Origin of the sequence: Pseudomonas agarici, from assembly GCF_001543125.1 — a bacterium.
GTDB lineage: Bacteria > Pseudomonadota > Gammaproteobacteria > Pseudomonadales > Pseudomonadaceae > Aquipseudomonas > Aquipseudomonas agarici.
The window spans coordinates 3368581-3384858 of the sequence record NZ_CP014135.1 but is presented as its reverse complement, the minus strand read 5'-3'; the positions used below and the strand labels follow the sequence as shown (position 1 = coordinate 3384858).

Genomic DNA, 16278 nt, shown 5'->3' with positions numbered 1-16278 from the left:
GGCTACGCGATGACCGATAACCTGATTGAAATCCGCCAACTGAGCGTTACTTTCGGCGACCAGCCCGTGGTGCGCGAGCTGTGCCTGGATATCCGCGCCGGCGAATGCCTGGCACTGGTCGGCGAGTCAGGTTCGGGCAAATCGGTGACGGCCCACTCGATCCTGCAACTGCTGCCACGCACCGGCTGTCAATCCAGCGGCAGCGTGTCTTATCGCGGCCAGCAATTGCTCGGCGCCGATACCGCCACCCTGCGCAAGATTCGTGGCGACCGCATCGCCATGATCTTCCAGGAACCGATGACTTCCCTCAACCCGCTGCACAACATCGAGAAACAGATCGGCGAAACCCTGCTGCTGCACAAGGGCCTGGGTGGCAAGGCGGCCCAGGCGCGAATCCTCCAATTGCTGGAACTGGTGGGCATCCAGAAACCCCGCGAGCGGCTCAAGGCCTATCCCCATCAACTCTCCGGCGGCCAGCGCCAGCGGGTGATGATCGCCATGGCCCTGGCCTGCGAGCCGGAGCTATTGATTGCCGACGAACCGACCACCGCCCTCGACGTGACCGTGCAGCGCAAAATCCTGTTGCTGCTCAAATCCCTGCAACAGCGGCTGGGCATGTCGTTGCTGCTGATCAGCCACGACCTCAACCTGGTGCGCAGCATTGCCCAACGGGTCTGCGTGATGAAGGACGGGGAAATTGTCGAACAGGCCGACTGCGAAACTCTGTTCAACCAGCCACGACACCCTTACAGCCGCCTGCTACTGGATGCCGAGCCGGTCGGCGTGGCATTGCCGCTGGACGAGCATGAAAGCGTGCTGGAGGTCGACGACTTGCGCGTGCGCTTCCAGATCGGCGGCGGGCTGTTTCGCCGCAAGCAATACCTGCAAGCCGTGGATGGCATCAGCCTCAGTGTGCAACGCGGCAAAACCCTGGGTATTGTCGGTGAGTCCGGCTCAGGCAAGTCCACTCTGGGCCAGGCGATCCTGCGGCTGCTCGACTCGCAGGGCGGCATCCGCTTCCAGGGCCAGGCCCTCGATGGCCTGAACCAGAAACAGTTGCGCCCCTGGCGCAAGCAGATGCAGGTGGTTTTCCAGGATCCGTTCGGCAGTCTCAGCCCGCGCCTGTCGGTGGCGCAGATCATCAGCGAAGGCATCGAGGTACACAGTGCCAGCACCGCCGCCGAGTGCGAAGCCCAGGTGATCCGTGCCTTGCAGGAAGTCGGTCTCGACCCGCAAAGCCGCCATCGTTACCCTCATGAATTTTCCGGCGGCCAACGCCAGCGCATCGCTATCGCTCGCGCCCTGGTGCTCAAACCCGCGCTGATCCTGCTCGACGAGCCGACTTCGGCCCTCGACCGCACGGTGCAGAAGCAGGTGGTCGCCCTGTTGCGCGATCTCCAGGAAAAACATGGCCTGACCTACTTGTTCATCAGCCATGACTTGTCGGTGATGCGGGCGCTGGCCCACGACCTGATCGTGGTCAAGGACGGCCAGGTGGTCGAGCGCGGCAGCACCTGCGAGGTCTTCGACGATCCCCGGCACCCCTACACTCGGGAACTGCTGGCGGCGACCCTGCCAGCCTCCGCTACTTCGTGTAAACCTTGAGCGAAACGCCCATGAACGACCGCGAAAGTCTGCAGGACTACCAACGGGTCCGCCTGCTGGCAATTCGCTCACTGTTCGAGATCATCGAACAGTCCAGCGAAGGCACGGTGATCGTCGATCGCGACGCACGGATCGTCTGGATAAACGAACGCTACGCCAAGCGCTTCGGCCTCGCCAGCGCCGGGCAAGCCATCGGTCAGCCTTGCGAAAGCGTAATCCCCGGCAGCCTGTTGCGCGAAGTAGTGAAGACTGGGCGACCGATCTTGCTGGACCTGCAAGAGATGCCCAAGGAACCGCTGGTGGTGATGCGCCTGCCGATTCACGACGACGCGGGCGCGGTGATCGGCGCTATCGGTTTTGCCCTGTTCGGCGAACTGCACAGCTTGTCGCCGCTGCTCACGCGCTACCAGAGCATGCAGGCCGAGCTGGCATCGACCCGCTCACTGCTGCGGGCGCGGCAAACCAAATACAATTTCACCCACTTTATCGGCACCAGCGCCGCGAGCCTGGAAGTCAAGCGCCGCGCCCGACGCAGCGCCAGCACCGATTCGCCGATCCTGCTGCGGGGGGAAACCGGTACCGGCAAGGAGTTGCTGGCCCATGCCATCCACAGCGCCTCGCCACGGGCGCACCGGGCCTTTGTCAGTATCAACAGCGCGGCGATTCCGGAAACTCTACTCGAAGCCGAGTTCTTCGGCACCGTGCCTGGCGCCTTTACCGGTGCCGATCGCAAGGGGCGCCCCGGTAAATTGCAGATCGCTCAGGGGGGCACGCTGTTCCTCGACGAGATCGGCGATATGCCATTGCCCCTGCAGAGCAAGTTGCTGCGGGTGTTGCAAGAAAAGGAGTTCGAACCGGTGGGCTCCAACGAAGTACTGCGCAGCGACGTTCGGGTGATCGCCGCGACCTCGACCGACCTGGAAACGGCAATCAAGCGTGGCAAGTTCCGCGCCGACCTGTATTACCGCCTGAATGTCCTGCCGATCCAGGTACCGCCGTTGCGCGAGCGCCTGGACGATCTGCCGGCGCTGAGTGAGGCGATTCTCGAGGAGCTGCGCAGCCACCATGAACTGACTGCCGAGGCCCTCGACCTACTTGGGCAACATGCCTGGCCGGGCAATATCCGCGAACTGCGCAATGTACTGGAACGCGCAGCATTGCTGAGCGATACCCTGGCCCTGGACGTCGCCGACATTCGTGGCGCCATAGGTACCTTCAGCCCACTGGAACGCCCACATGTTCAAGCCCTGGCCCCCCAGGGCAATGAAACCTTCAGCGCTGCCCGGGCATGTTTCGACCGCCAACTGATTGAAGCCACCCTGGCCCAATGCGCCGGGAAGGTCGGCGAAGCGGCACACAGGCTGGGCCTGGGCAGATCGACCCTGTACAAGAAGATGCTCACCTTGGGTATCGCCGAGTCTCAATAGAGAGACACATGTTCTAAAATAGAGACGCCGCGCCCTGAAGCCAGGCCAATCCTCCTGCTGCGGGCGGTCTCGCCGCATTAAAGCGGGTTTCGGGTGCCATGAGTTGTGTACAGATGTCTCGCGATAGAGAAAAATTCTAAAAAGAAACTCAAAAAGCCATAACGCTTCAATATATTTCAATACATTTCAATTAGTTAGACGTTTGGCACGAAACTCGCTAACGCTTCCGGAGATCCAGACCTAACCCGCAAAAATAACAATTGGAGACACACCATGAGTGTGATCATCGCCCTCGCGGCCCTGGCGCTGCTGATGCTGGCCGCTTACCGTGGCTACAGCGTCATCTTATTTGCTCCCATTGCTGCCCTCGGCGCTGTCCTGCTAACCGATCCCTCCGCCGTGGCCCCTGCCTTCACTGGGGTGTTCATGGAGAAAATGGTCGGTTTCATCAAGCTCTACTTTCCGGTCTTCTTGCTCGGCGCGGTATTCGGCAAGCTGATTGAATTGTCCGGGTTCTCTCGCTCCATCGTCGCCGCCGCCATCCGCCTGCTCGGCACCCGCCAGGCAATGTTAGTGATCGTACTGGTCTGCGCGTTGCTGACCTACGGTGGCGTTTCGCTGTTCGTGGTGGTGTTCGCGGTCTATCCGTTCGCCGCCGAGATGTTCCGCCAGAGCAATATTCCCAAACGCCTGATCCCGGCGACCATCGCCCTCGGTGCGTTCTCCTTCACCATGGACGCCCTGCCCGGCACGCCACAGATCCAGAACATCATCCCCAGTACCTTCTTCAATACTACCGCTTGGGCCGCGCCCTGGCTGGGAGTGATCGGCACAGTGTTCGTATTCTGCGCCGGCATGCTGTTTCTGCAACGCCAGCGTAACAAGGCCCAAAGCGCAGGCGAAGGCTACGGCAGCGAACTGCACAACGAACCGGAAACAGCCGAGGATATTCAACTACCCAACCCTTGGATCGCCCTCTCGCCGCTGCTGTTGGTAGGCATCATGAACCTGCTGTTCACCCACTGGATTCCCCTCTGGTACGGCAAGACCCACAGTCTCAGCCTGCCGGGCATGGCCGCGCCGGTGCAGACCGAAATCGCCAAACTCACCGCCATCTGGGCGGTCCAGGCGGCACTGTTGGTGGGCATCATCATGGTGCTGGTATTCGGCTTCCGAGCCATTCACGGCAAACTGGCCGAAGGCAGCAAGAGCGCGGTCGGCGGTGCCCTGCTGGCGGCGATGAACACCGCCTCGGAATACGGTTTCGGCGCGGTCATCGCTTCGCTGCCGGGCTTCCTGGTGCTGGCCGACTGGCTCAAGAGCATTCCTAATCCACTGGTCAACGAAGCCATTACCGTGACCCTGCTGGCCGGGATCACCGGTTCGGCCTCGGGCGGCATGAGCATCGCCCTGGCGGCCATGGCCGACAGTTTCATCAGCGCCGCCCATGCCGCCAATATTCCCCTGGAGGTGCTGCACCGGGTAGCCGCCATGGCCAGCGGCGGCATGGACACCCTGCCCCACAACGGTGCGGTGATCACTCTGCTGGCGGTGACCGGACTGACCCACCGCGAAGCCTACAAAGATATTTTCTGCATTACACTGCTCAAGACCCTGGCGGTGTTCGTGGTGATCGCCACCTTCTACGCCACCGGCATTGTCTGAGGAATCGACTATGAGTCTCAAAGGAAAAACCGCATTAGTTACCGGCTCCACCAGCGGCATCGGCCTGGGCATTGCCCTGAGCCTGGCCAGGGCTGGAGCCGATGTGGTCCTCAACGGCTTCGGCGATGCCAGTGCGGTGATTGCCCAAGTGCGCCAGTTCGGCGGCCGGGTCGGCCATCACCCGGCCGATGTCAGCGACCCGGCGCAGATCGCCGATATGCTCGCCTACGCCGAACGGGAGTTCGCCGGGGTCGATATCCTCGTCAACAACGCCGGCGTCCAGCATGTGGCAGCGGTGGAAGACTTTCCGGTGGAGCGCTGGGACTCGATCATCGCGATCAACTTGTCTTCGGTATTCCATAGCACCCGCCTGGCGTTGCCGGGCATGCGTGCCCGCGGCTGGGGACGAATCGTCAATATTGCCTCGACGCACGGCCTGGTCGGCTCCGTGGGCAAGGCTGCCTATGTCGCGGCCAAGCACGGGGTAATCGGCCTGACCAAGGTGATTGGCCTGGAAACCGCCACCAGCAATGTCACCTGCAACGCCATCTGCCCGGGCTGGGTGCTGACGCCGCTGGTGCAGAAGCAGATCGACGATCGCGCGGCCGGCGGAGTCGATCCACAACAGGCACAACATGATCTACTGGCGGAGAAACAACCGTCGCTGGAGTTCGTCACGCCACTGCAACTGGGTGAACTGGTACTGTTCCTGTGCAGCGAGGCCGGTAGCCAGGTGCGCGGCGCGGCGTGGAATATCGACGGTGGTTGGCTGGCGCAATAGTCGCGCCCGTCCACTCATCCCAGATAACGCATCACCACTGCCCGGAAAGTACCGAGCAGTGAGTGTCCGGCCACCAGGATCCGCCGATCACTCTGCAAGGCAATCGCCGTGGCCGTGTCCAGGCTCTTGCCCAAACGGGTGCGTGCCCAGCCTTGGCCGGCGGCGAAGTCGCGGTCAAGTCGCCCATTCGGAAGATAACGTGCCAGCACCAGGTCCGAATCGAATCCCCCTACTGTCGAGCCGGCAGCGAGAATGGTGCCATCGGCTTGCACCGCGATTGCCGCCCATTGGCTGGCAGGGGCGTCGATTTCCAACAGCACTGCCTCGCCTTTGTTGAAACGCCCAGTGACGTAGCCATTGGCGGTAAAGCCCTGTAGCGCGCCGCCCAGCGGATCAAAACGATTGCCCACGCACAACACTTGATCCTGGGCGCCACGGGCCAGTTGCGTAACCATCGAACTGGCCCCGGCAAACCGCACGGACAAGTACCCCTCGTCACCAAACGCCGAATCCAGTCGACCATCGGCCAGGTAGCGGACAATCAGGCCGCTGGAAGGAAAATCAATCGAGCCACCCGCCAGGATCTTGCCATCAGGTTGAACCTGCACACAGCTAAGCCAGGTATTCACCCGCTGGCGCCGTACCACCACGAAACCATGGCCGTTGAAACTGTGGTCGAGAGCACCGTCCGGCTCTAGTCGAACCAACAGGCCGACATGATCGGCACAGGCATAATTGTGATTGAGGCTCAGCAGGATCTTACCGTCTGGCTGGAGACTGCCGGAGCAACTTTCGACACCCGGCAAACCCGGCGGCAACCAGCCGTCGCGAGGTCCCTCGGACAGATTGCCGGGCAGGCGCAACACCTGGATGCCCTGATTGCCAAACTGCGGATCAAGGCGGCCGTCGGCGAAAAACCGCGCCACGGCTGGCAAAGTCCGACGCTCATCCAGATAGTGCAGACCAAAGAGCAGAATTCGTCCGTCGGGTAACGGACACAGGCTGATACCGGTCGATTCGCCCTCGGTTTCGAAACCGCCGGCCAGGCTGCCGCTCTCGCCGAACGAGGTATCCATCGAGCCATCGCTATGCAAGCGCGCTAGGCCAAAACACGCGCCTTTGATAAAGTCCACCTTGGCCACTACCAGAATCTTACCGTCGGCGCAGAACACCACGTCATTGGCCTGACTCGACAAACTGCCGGGAAACCGTACCAACGCCTTACCCGAGCAACCGAACTCAAGATCGAGCTCACCCGCCGGACTGGCCCGTCGCAACGCTTTGAGCAGCATCAGCGGACTCCTCTCCATAAAAAGGGGCATCGCCTAAGACCATAGCAGCCCGCGCGACCTGCTCGTTATTCAATCCATCGAGGTGGCGCCACACAACTGTCAGAAATAACAGGTTTTGCGGTTTACCGTGCCATTTCACTGACTTTCCGTACCTTTCCCTACTTCTGGAACGATCAGAGGGGTGACTCCATCCCCCCCTATCGCCAGCTCGCGATGGCCAAAGAGCTGATCGAACAGCTCTTTGCCAAGACCGCGCGCCGCTCTTCGCCGGTCAGAGTGGAAATCAACACACGCCGAACACTTGTTCCATCCCGACGGTCCATACTCCTGAGTAATCTATGTCCTGATACCATTGGATCAGCAATTTCCTGCATAGGACCATCATGGAAGTTTCCGGAAGCCGGGCGTTCGAACAACTGGTCGAACGAGAAGCGCATTATCGAACCATGTTCGAGGCGGTCGATACGGGTTTCTGCACCATCGAAGTAAAGTTCGACGCCGCGGGCAAAGCGGTGGACTACCGCCTTATCGACATGAATCCCGCGTTCGAGCGCAAGACCGGGCTGATCGGTGGCCGGGGCCGCTGGGTACGCGACCTGCTCCCCACCCACGAGCAGCACGGGTTGGACATCTACGGCGAAGTCGCCGTAACCGGAGTGCCGCGGCGTTTTGAACACCATACCCAGGAACCGGAACGCTGGTACGCCGTGCATGCGGTCCGCATCGGTAACATTGGCGAGCACAAGGTCGCGGTGTTCTTCAACGACATTACTGAACGACGCCAGGTGGAAACCGCGCTCAAGCAACTGAACGCTTCGCTGGAACAGGAGGTCGCCTCCCGTACCGATGATCGCAACCAGCTCTGGATGCTATCTTCCGACATCATGCTGCGCTGCAGCTTCGAGGGCCAAATCATTGCCATCAACCCTGCGTGGACCGACACCCTGGGCTGGATCGAAACGGACTTGCTCGGCAGCTCGCTGTACGATCTGATCCATCCCGATGACCTGGAGCGTACCCTCGAAGGTGTTCGCCAATCTGCCTCGGGACATAGCTTTCTGCGTTTCGAAAACCGTTATCGCTGTAAAAATGGCGGTTATCGCTGGATCAACTGGTCTTCCAGCCCTTCCGACCAGGTCATCAATGCCGTGGGCCGCGATTGCACCCTCGACAAAGAACAGGCCCTGGCCAAGGCCGAGGCACAATTGCGCCAGAGCCAGAAGATGGAAGCTGTGGGACAACTTACCGGCGGCTTGGCCCATGACTTCAACAATCTGCTGACCGGTATCAGCGGTAATCTGGAAATGCTCCAGATCCGGATCTGCCAGCACCGGGTAAACAACCTCGAATGCTATATCAGTGCCGCGCTGACCGCTGCGCGTCGGGCCACGGCCCTGACCCATCGGCTGCTGGCCTTTTCCCGACGCCAGACCCTGGACTCCCGGGCCACTGACATCAACCAATTGGTGCATGAGACGGAGGATCTGCTGCGACGCACTATCGGCCCGTCGATACGGCTGGAATCGAATCTGTCCGATCGCCCGTGGATCACCCTGGTGGACCAAAACCAGCTGGAAAACTCGCTGCTCAATCTGTGCGTCAACGCCCGTGAAGCCATGCCCGACGGTGGCCGTTTGGTGATCGAAACCACGAATATCAACCTCACCTCGGCAGCGGCCTTAGCCCTGGAGTTGCTGCCCGGGGGCTACGTCTGCCTGAGTGTCACCGATAGCGGTAGTGGAATGTCGGCAGAGGTCCTGAGTAAAGCCTTCGACCCATTCTTCACCACTAAACCCCAGGGCACTGGCACCGGCCTGGGGCTGTCGACGGTCTACCGTTTTGCCCTGCAGTCCGGCGGCCAGGTACGGATCAACTCACACCCTGGTAGCGGAACGCAGGTACGCCTCTACCTACCGCGTCACTTTGTCGAGCCCGACGATCCGGGTGTACGCCACTCGCCACTGCCCGCCTTAGAAGCCATGGCCGGTGAGACCGTGTTGGTGGTCGACGATGAAGCTCAGGTACGGATGCTGGAAGTCGAATTGCTGGAGGAACGTGGCTACAAGGTATTGGAAGCCAGCGACGGAGTGGCCGGATTGAAAATCCTGCAGTCGCCGATCCGCATCGACCTGCTGGTCAGCGACGTCGGTCTGCCCGGTGGCATGAATGGCCGCCAGCTCGCAGAGCTGGCCCGACGCACACGGCCGGGGCTCAAGGTGTTGTTCGTCACCGGCTATGCCGAGAATTCGGTGATCTGCGACAGCGGCCTGCCGCCCGGCATGCAGGTGATGGCCAAACCATTTACCCTCGACGACCTAGCCAACCGCGTGCGAGAACTGATCAACAACCTCTGATCAGCCGCCACGGATCACCACGCCGCCATGTGGGCACCTAGTGGCCTGTGTGGTTAGTTCTATGAGTCAATTTCGGATGCCATAAATCCCTGGCTTGCGTTGCTGTTCCTCGCCATAGCCCGGCTATGACTCGTCACAGCGCCTTAGCCATGAACTCATGGCATCCGAACTTGAGCTAACGAACTAACCGTACAGGCCACTAGCCTGACGCCGACGCCCGTAGTGGGATAAAAATGCACACGGACCGCGTACCTTTGGCACCCAGGCCCAAGAGCAGCGCCTATTCTTGGTCGTCTCAATTTCGCAGAAGGGTCTTATTCAGGATCGATATGAAATACCGGATATACCATGGCTCGCAAGAGCCTGTCCGACACCTGCAAGAACAAACTCCAGGCAAAAAAAAGCCCAAGCGGCTGATGGACGCTTGGGGCTTAAAAATGCATAAACCGTGGTAGGTGAACGCGGGGCTATATTAACTGATCGAGGCGACTTGTAACAAGATATTTACCACATCATTTTACCAAAAATTTACTCTAACTCATTCAATAACCACATGTTTTTTCTGGACATCAATCGAGTCACGGCAGCAAGAGCTGCTGTAGTGGTTCATTCAGCCGAGCGCCCTTACTTTGCCCTAATCAGCTCATCCGACTAAACGAAATAAATAAAAAGACCACGGTGAAAGACTGAGAAACCGTCAGAAAGAAAGTCAACTCAACAGCTCCGCAGATAGATTATCCGATGACGCTCCAGCCTTTCCCGAAACAGGGAAGTTCCCTGATAGAGAAAAAATATAAACTCGCGCTGGCCCTCAACAGCGTTTGCGTCGCTGCCCGTGGCCGGTGACAATGACAGCTCCATTTATTTCGAGGTTCGCAACATGCGTAAAGCACTTACCGTCCTGGCGCTCAGCGCCCTGTTCGCCCAAGGCGCCGTGGCTGCCGGCGGTACCCAGGCGGCGGTTGGCGGAGGCTTGGGTGGCGTCTTGGGCAATGTGGTCGGTCAGCAGATGGGCGGCAGTACCGGCGCAGCCCTCGGTGCGGGCCTGGGCGGTGCGGCCGGTGGTGCCGTGAGTGCCAAGAAAGGCAAGAAGACCAAGGCAGCCCTCGGTGGCGGCCTGGGTGCGGCAGGCGGCTCGCTGTTGGGCAATCAGCTCGGCGGCAGCACTGGTGCGGCGATTGGCGCCGGGCTGGGTGGCGCGGCAGGCGGCGCACTGGGCGGTCGTAAGTAACCCTCAAATCCTCCTAAAAACCCGGCACCCGTTGTCGGGTTTTTTATGTTTTTTTTAAGCCAAGGCCTTGAATCAGTTGCCTCGTCGCGGTTTCAGCCAGCGACTTACCTTCCCTCTCGCAGGCCACTTTGATCCATGACATTTTTCACCTTGGTCGAGCAATCCGGGGTATTCCTGTTCCAAGCGTCAATATTTAACTGTATATTTATACAGATAACGATTGCCCGAAGCTTCAACTCCGAGCATTCTGTAGCCCTTTCCAGGCGCCGAATGAAACAAGGTGGTTATGCGGTTGTTCCTCTGTGAGAAGCCCTCCCAAGCCAAAGACATTGCCGCCGTGCTCGGTGCCACGCGCCGTGGCGACGGTTGCTGGGTAGGCCCGAATGTCACCGTCACCTGGTGCATCGGCCACCTGCTGGAAACCGCTCCGCCGGATGCCTACGATGCTCGCTACAAACGCTGGGTACTGGCCGATCTGCCCATCGTCCCGGAAAAATGGAAGATGCAGGTCAAACCCAAGACCGCCAGCCAGTACAAAGCCGTCAAGCGCCTTCTGGGTGAGGCACGGGAGTTGGTGATCGCCACCGACGCCGACCGCGAAGGGGAAATGATCGCCCGGGAATTGGTGGAGCATTGCCGTTATCGCGGGCCGATCCAGCGCCTGTGGCTATCGGCGCTGGACGATGCCTCCATCCGCAAGGCGCTGGCGACCCTCAAGCCAGGGAGTGAAACCTTCACGCTCTATCACTCAGCTCTGGGCCGCTCACGCGCCGACTGGTTGATCGGGATGAACATGAGTCGCCTGTTCACTCTACTTGGGCGCCAGTCTGGCTATCAGGGTGTGTTGCCGGTCGGTCGGGTGCAGACGCCAACCTTGCGCCTGGTGGTGGACCGTGACCGCAGCATCGCCGACTTCGTACCGGTGGCCTATTGGGCGATCGACGTACACCTGCTGCATGAGGGCCAATCCTTTGTCGCCCAATGGCGCGCTCCTCAGGATGCCTGTGATGACCAGGACCGTTGTCTGAACCAAGCCCTGGCGCAACAGGCGGCACATGCCATGGGCAGGGCCAGCGACGCCACGGTGATGAAACTCAAGACCGAGCGGATTCGCGAGCCGGCCCCCCTGCCCTTCGATCTCGGCACCCTGCAGGAAGTGTGTTCGAAACGACTGGGACTGGGCGCCCAAGAGACACTGGATATTGCCCAGGCGCTGTACGAAACCCACAAGGTCATCACCTACCCACGCAGCGATTGTGGTTTTCTGCCACTGAGCCAGCATGGTGATTGCGGGCGGGTATTGGCGGCACTGGAGCGGTCTGATCCGAGCCTGGGCAAGCTGGCGCCCTATCTTGACCCGACGCGTCGCTCGCGGGCCTGGAACGATGCCAGGATCACCGCCCACCACGGTATTATCCCGACAGGCAGCGGTGCCAGCCTTGACCGTCTGCAAGGCAAGCCACGGGCAGTCTATACGCTGATTCGTGCCCGTTACCTGGCACAATTCCTACCCAACCATGAATACGACCGGACCCAGGCTGATTTCGACTGTGCCGCACAGGCGCTGCGAGCGGTGGGCAAGCAGATTGTCGAGCCTGGCTGGAAACGGGCGTTGCCTGAAGCGCTGGCGCCGACCAAGGGACGCGAGCCCGCCGAACCACAGGCCCTGCCAGCATTGCGTGAAGGCTGCGAATGCGCGGTGAACCGGGTCGACCTCAAGGACCTTTGGACCCAGCCACCGAAGCCCTTCACCGAAGGTGACCTGATCAAGGCGATGAAAAACGTCGCCAAATACGTGGAGGACCCGCGCCTCAAGCAGAAGCTCAAGGACACCACTGGCATCGGCACCGAAGCGACCCGCGCCGGAATTATCCAGGGCTTGCTGGATCGCCATTACCTGGTCAAGCACGGGAAAAGCCTGTCAGCGACCTCGGCGGCCTTCAGCCTGATCGATGCGGTACCACGGGCGATTGCCGACCCCGGCACCACGGCGATCTGGGAACAGGCGTTGGACATGGTGCAGAGCAGCGAGATGAGTCTGGAAGAATTTGTCGCCAAACAGGCGGCATGGATGAGCAAGCAGGTGGGGCGTTGTGTCGAGCTGAAGCTGCAAATCACCCTACCGACCGGGATGACGGCACCGGCACCGTGGAAGAAAAAACGCAAGTCGGTAGGCGCCAAGACAACAAGGAGCCGCCCTCCGAAGAAGTCCTGACGGCCTCGAAAGACCAAGGACCGACAACCAACCTTATTTCAAGGGCAGCGCAGAGCAACCCACCCAAAATGCAGATTAGATAGGCGCAGAGCCCCATCAGGCACTAGACGCAAAAAAGGGCCAATCTCTCGATTGACCCTGTTTAACCGCCCAGCAGAGCGGATTTTGTTTGGTAGGCGCGATTGGACTCGAACCAACGACCCCCACCATGTCAAGGTGGTGCTCTAACCAACTGAGCTACGTGCCTGCTGTGGGCTGCATTCTACGGATTTTCAGCGAGGTGGCAACCTGTTTTTTTGCTAAGCCTATGAATAGACTTGGAAAATCATCGGTTCATTTGAGACTGTTTTAGCCGGGCACTTAGCGCTTGAGCCTTGCTCTAACGCACGTCGTTACTGCTTGTGTCAAATCCGACGCCAACTTACACACACAAAAGTCACGCACATGAAAAAGCCCGATACTGTGAATATCGGGCTAAGTCATTGAATTAATTGGTCGGGACGGAGTGATTCGAACACTCGACCCCTTGCACCCCATGCAAGTGCGCTACCGGGCTGCGCTACGCCCCGACACTGAGTAGCTGTGCTTCCAAACCTCTGAAAGCGATTAGGAATTTAACCTAACCTTTTGAATTTTGGAAGTATTATTTCCAAAAAAATTACTTCTTCAGCACCATCAACACATCCTCCAGCTCGGAAATCATCTGGCGGATAAGCTGTTTGTACTGGGTGCTGTCGTCCCTGGCCTCATCGCCGGAGAGGCGCAGACGCGCCCCGCCGATGGTAAAGCCTTGGTCGTACAGCAAAGCGCGGATCTGCCGGATCATCAGCACGTCGTGACGCTGATAATACCGACGATTACCACCACGCTTGGCGGGGTTGAGTTGAGGAAACTCCTGCTCCCAGTAACGCAGCACGTGTGGTTTTACCGCACACAACTCGCTGACTTCACCAATGGTGAAGTAGCGTTTGCCTGGGATCGGCGGGAGCTCGTCGTTATGACTTGGTTCCAGCATAGGCCTCAACTCGGGCTTTCAACTTCTGCCCTGGACGAAAGGTGACCACACGGCGAGCCGTAATCGGGATTTCTTCTCCCGTTTTTGGATTGCGGCCAGGCCGCTGGCGTTTGTCCCGCAGATCGAAATTGCCGAATCCCGACAATTTGACCTGCTCGTTGTCTTCCAGAGCGTGTCTGATTTCTTCAAAAAACAGTTCGACCAATTCCTTGGCCTCCCGTTTATTCAGACCCAGCTCCTCGTAGAGACGTTCCGCCATTTCAGCTTTCGTCAGAGCCCCCATACGTCACTTCCTTAACGTGGCGTTCAACCTTTGTTCGAGCGAGGTGAGAATGTTTTGCGTCGTGGAATTCACCTCATCGTCATTAAGAGTGCGCGATGGATGCTGCCAGGTCAAGCCAACTGCAAGGCTTTTTCTATGCGGATCAATGCCTTTACCCTCATAGACGTCAAAGAGCCTGAGCTCTGTGAGCCATTCGCCTGCATTTTCACGAATTACTTCCAGTACGGCACTGGCCGCCACGCCCTTGTCCGCCACCAGTGCGAGGTCACGACGCACCTCAGGGAAGCGCGACAACTCGTTGAATTTCGGCATTTTACCCAATGCCACTTCGGCCAAGACCAGCTCGAAAACGAAGACGGGGCGATCAAGACCGAGGGTTTTCGACAGTTCGGGGTGGATCGCGCCAATGAAACCGACCAGACGCCCTTCCCGTTCGACGCGCGCGGTTTGACCCGGATGCAACGCGGGGTGCTTGCCCGCCACGAAAGTGAACGAATCCAGCGCACCGGCAAAGCCCAGCAACGCTTCCACGTCTGCTTTGACGTCGAAGAAGTCGACGGTATCGCGACCCTGTGCCCAGCCCTCCGGCAGGCGACTGCCACAGACCACCCCGGCGAGCATGGGTTCTTGCTTCAGGCCTTCCAGCTGCCCGACGAAACGCAGGCCGCTTTCGAACAGGCGAACGCGATCCTGTTGGCGGTTCAGGTTGTGCTGCAACACCTTGACCAAACCTGGCCACAGGGACGAGCGCATGGCCGCCATGTCATTGGAGATCGGGTTGGCCAGCAACAACGGCTCGACGCCAGGGTTGAACAATTCGAACTGCTTTGGATCGATGAAGCTATAGGTGATTGCTTCCTGGTAACCACGGGCCACCAGCAGGCGGCGCAGCTCCGGTAGCTCGCTACGAGCTTCGGCCTTGGCTTTGGGTGCCAGGCGGGCTTGCGGATAACGAACCGGCAGGCGGTTGTAACCATACAGGCGCGCCAGCTCTTCGATCAGATCGACTTCCAGGCTGATATCGAAGCGATGGCTGGGTACCTCGACCTGCCACTGCCCTACTCCGCTGGCGACAATGCTCAGGCCCAGGCCGGACAGCAGGCGCTCCACCTGGGCCGCGTCCATTTCCATGCCCAGCATCTGGGTGACGCGCTCGGCACGCAGAGTCACCGGAGCTACGGCAGGCAGGTGCGCCTCGCTGACAGTTTCGATGATGGGGCCGGCTTCGCCACCGGTGATTTCCAGCAGCAGGCCGGTGGCGCGTTCCATGGCTTCACGGGCCAACTGCCAGTCCACGCCACGCTCATAGCGATGCGAGGCATCGGTGTGCAGCCCATAGGAACGGGCCTTGCCAGCGACAGCGATCTGATCGAAGAAAGCACTTTCCAAAAAGATGTCGCGGGTGGTCGCGGTGTTGACACCACTGTGTTCGCCACCCATCACGCCGGCCATCGCCAGGGCACGAGTGTGGTCGGCAATCACCAGGGTATCGCTACGCAGGCTGACTTCCTGACCGTCGAGCAGCACCAGCTTCTCGCCCTCCTCAGCCATTCGCACACGGATGCCGCCGTTGATCTCGGCGAGGTCGAAAGCGTGCAGCGGCTGGCCCAGTTCGATCATCACGTAGTTGGTGATGTCGACGGCGGCATCGATGCTGCGCACGTCGCAACGACGCAGGCGCTCGACCATCCACAACGGGGTCGGCTTCGACAAGTCGACGTTGCGAATCACCCGCCCCAGGTAACGCGGGCAAGCTGCTGGCACCAACACCTCGATCGACCGCACTTCGTCATGCACGGCAGGCACAGCCTGGACCAATGGGCGAGTGACTGGAGCGGCATACAGCGCGCCGACTTCACGGGCCAGGCCAGCCAGGGACAGGCAGTCGCCGCGGTTCGGGGTCAGGTCGACCTCGATGCTGGCGTCGTCCAAGCTCAGGTAAACACGAATATCTTCGCCAACCGGCGCATCGGCGGCCAGCTCCATCAAGCCGTCATTGCCTTCACCGACCTGCAACTCGGCTTGCGAGCACAGCATGCCATGCGACTCGACGCCGCGCAGCTTGGCTTTCTTGATCTTGAAGTCGCCGGGCAGTTCGGCACCGATCATCGCGAACGGAATCTTCAGACCTGGGCGCACGTTGGGTGCGCCACAAACAACCTGGAAGGTCTGCGAACCGTTGCTGACCTGACAGACACGCAATTTGTCGGCGTCCGGGTGCTGCTCGGTGCTGAGTACTTCACCGACGACCACGCCGCTGAAAGCGCCGGCGGCCGGGGTCACGCTATCGACCTCAAGACCGGCCATCGACAGACGAGCAACCAGCTCGTCGCGGCTCACCTGCGGGTTTACCCAGCCGCGCAGCCATTGTTCACTGAATTTCATCCTGTTCTCCTAATAAGTTCGTGAC

General features: G+C 59.9%; 11 protein-coding genes and 2 tRNA genes. 7 read left to right on the top strand and 6 right to left on the bottom strand.

Translation table 11 applies throughout. The features are described 5' to 3' along the window. The first annotated feature begins 9 nt into the window (after nt 1-9). From AWM79_RS14790 to AWM79_RS14775, 4 genes are all read left to right on the top strand, one after another. Nucleotides 10-1605: an ABC transporter ATP-binding protein gene (locus AWM79_RS14790; protein ID WP_060783993.1), complete on the top strand. Its 1596-nt coding sequence runs from the start codon at nt 10-12 to the stop codon at nt 1603-1605. A gap of 11 nt (nt 1606-1616) precedes the next feature. Beyond that, nucleotides 1617-3032: a sigma-54 interaction domain-containing protein gene (locus AWM79_RS14785; protein ID WP_060783142.1), complete on the top strand. Its 1416-nt coding sequence runs from the start codon at nt 1617-1619 to the stop codon at nt 3030-3032. Between the two features lie 273 nt (nt 3033-3305). Then, nucleotides 3306-4697, top strand: a complete 1392-nt coding sequence (locus AWM79_RS14780; protein WP_017134373.1) for a GntP family permease — start codon at nt 3306-3308, stop codon at nt 4695-4697. Nucleotides 4698-4707: 10 nt separating this feature from the next. Beyond that, nucleotides 4708-5478, top strand: a complete 771-nt coding sequence (locus AWM79_RS14775) for a 3-hydroxybutyrate dehydrogenase (RefSeq protein ID WP_060783141.1) — start codon at nt 4708-4710, stop codon at nt 5476-5478. A 14-nt stretch (nt 5479-5492) separates the two neighbouring features. Here the strand turns inward: AWM79_RS14775 and AWM79_RS14770 are convergent, their stop codons facing one another. After that, complete coding sequence (locus AWM79_RS14770) at nt 5493-6770, bottom strand: NHL repeat-containing protein (RefSeq protein ID WP_017134371.1); 1278 nt, start codon at nt 6768-6770, stop codon at nt 5493-5495. Between the two features lie 383 nt (nt 6771-7153). Between AWM79_RS14770 and AWM79_RS14765 the strand changes: the two genes are divergently transcribed. From AWM79_RS14765 to AWM79_RS14755, 3 genes are all read left to right on the top strand, one after another. Next, entirely contained in the window at nt 7154-9124 is a 1971-nt protein-coding gene (locus tag AWM79_RS14765) for a hybrid sensor histidine kinase/response regulator (RefSeq protein WP_060783140.1), read from the top strand. An 880-nt stretch (nt 9125-10004) separates the two neighbouring features. Next, nucleotides 10005-10355, top strand: coding sequence for a hypothetical protein (locus AWM79_RS14760; protein ID WP_026013467.1), 351 nt, complete (start codon nt 10005-10007; stop codon nt 10353-10355). A 286-nt stretch (nt 10356-10641) separates the two neighbouring features. After that, on the top strand, nt 10642-12570 hold the full coding sequence (locus AWM79_RS14755; RefSeq protein WP_017134367.1) for a DNA topoisomerase III: 1929 nt from the start codon (nt 10642-10644) through the stop codon (nt 12568-12570). A 170-nt stretch (nt 12571-12740) separates the two neighbouring features. On the opposite strand, the gene AWM79_RS14750 is transcribed toward AWM79_RS14755, so the two are convergent. From AWM79_RS14750 to pheT, 5 genes are all read right to left on the bottom strand, one after another. Then, nucleotides 12741-12817 (bottom strand) — tRNA-Val (locus tag AWM79_RS14750). Between the two features lie 245 nt (nt 12818-13062). Next, nucleotides 13063-13139, bottom strand: a tRNA-Pro gene (locus AWM79_RS14745). Between the two features lie 89 nt (nt 13140-13228). Next, on the bottom strand, nt 13229-13585 hold the full coding sequence (locus AWM79_RS14740) for a MerR family transcriptional regulator (protein WP_017132444.1): 357 nt from the start codon (nt 13583-13585) through the stop codon (nt 13229-13231). After that, complete coding sequence (gene ihfA / locus AWM79_RS14735) at nt 13566-13868, bottom strand: integration host factor subunit alpha (RefSeq protein WP_002553164.1); 303 nt, start codon at nt 13866-13868, stop codon at nt 13566-13568. Before ihfA ends, AWM79_RS14740 begins: the two co-directional genes overlap by 20 nt. A 3-nt stretch (nt 13869-13871) precedes the next feature. Further along, nucleotides 13872-16253: a phenylalanine--tRNA ligase subunit beta gene (gene pheT / locus AWM79_RS14730; protein ID WP_060783139.1), complete on the bottom strand. Its 2382-nt coding sequence runs from the start codon at nt 16251-16253 to the stop codon at nt 13872-13874. Nucleotides 16254-16278: the final 25 nt, after the last annotated feature.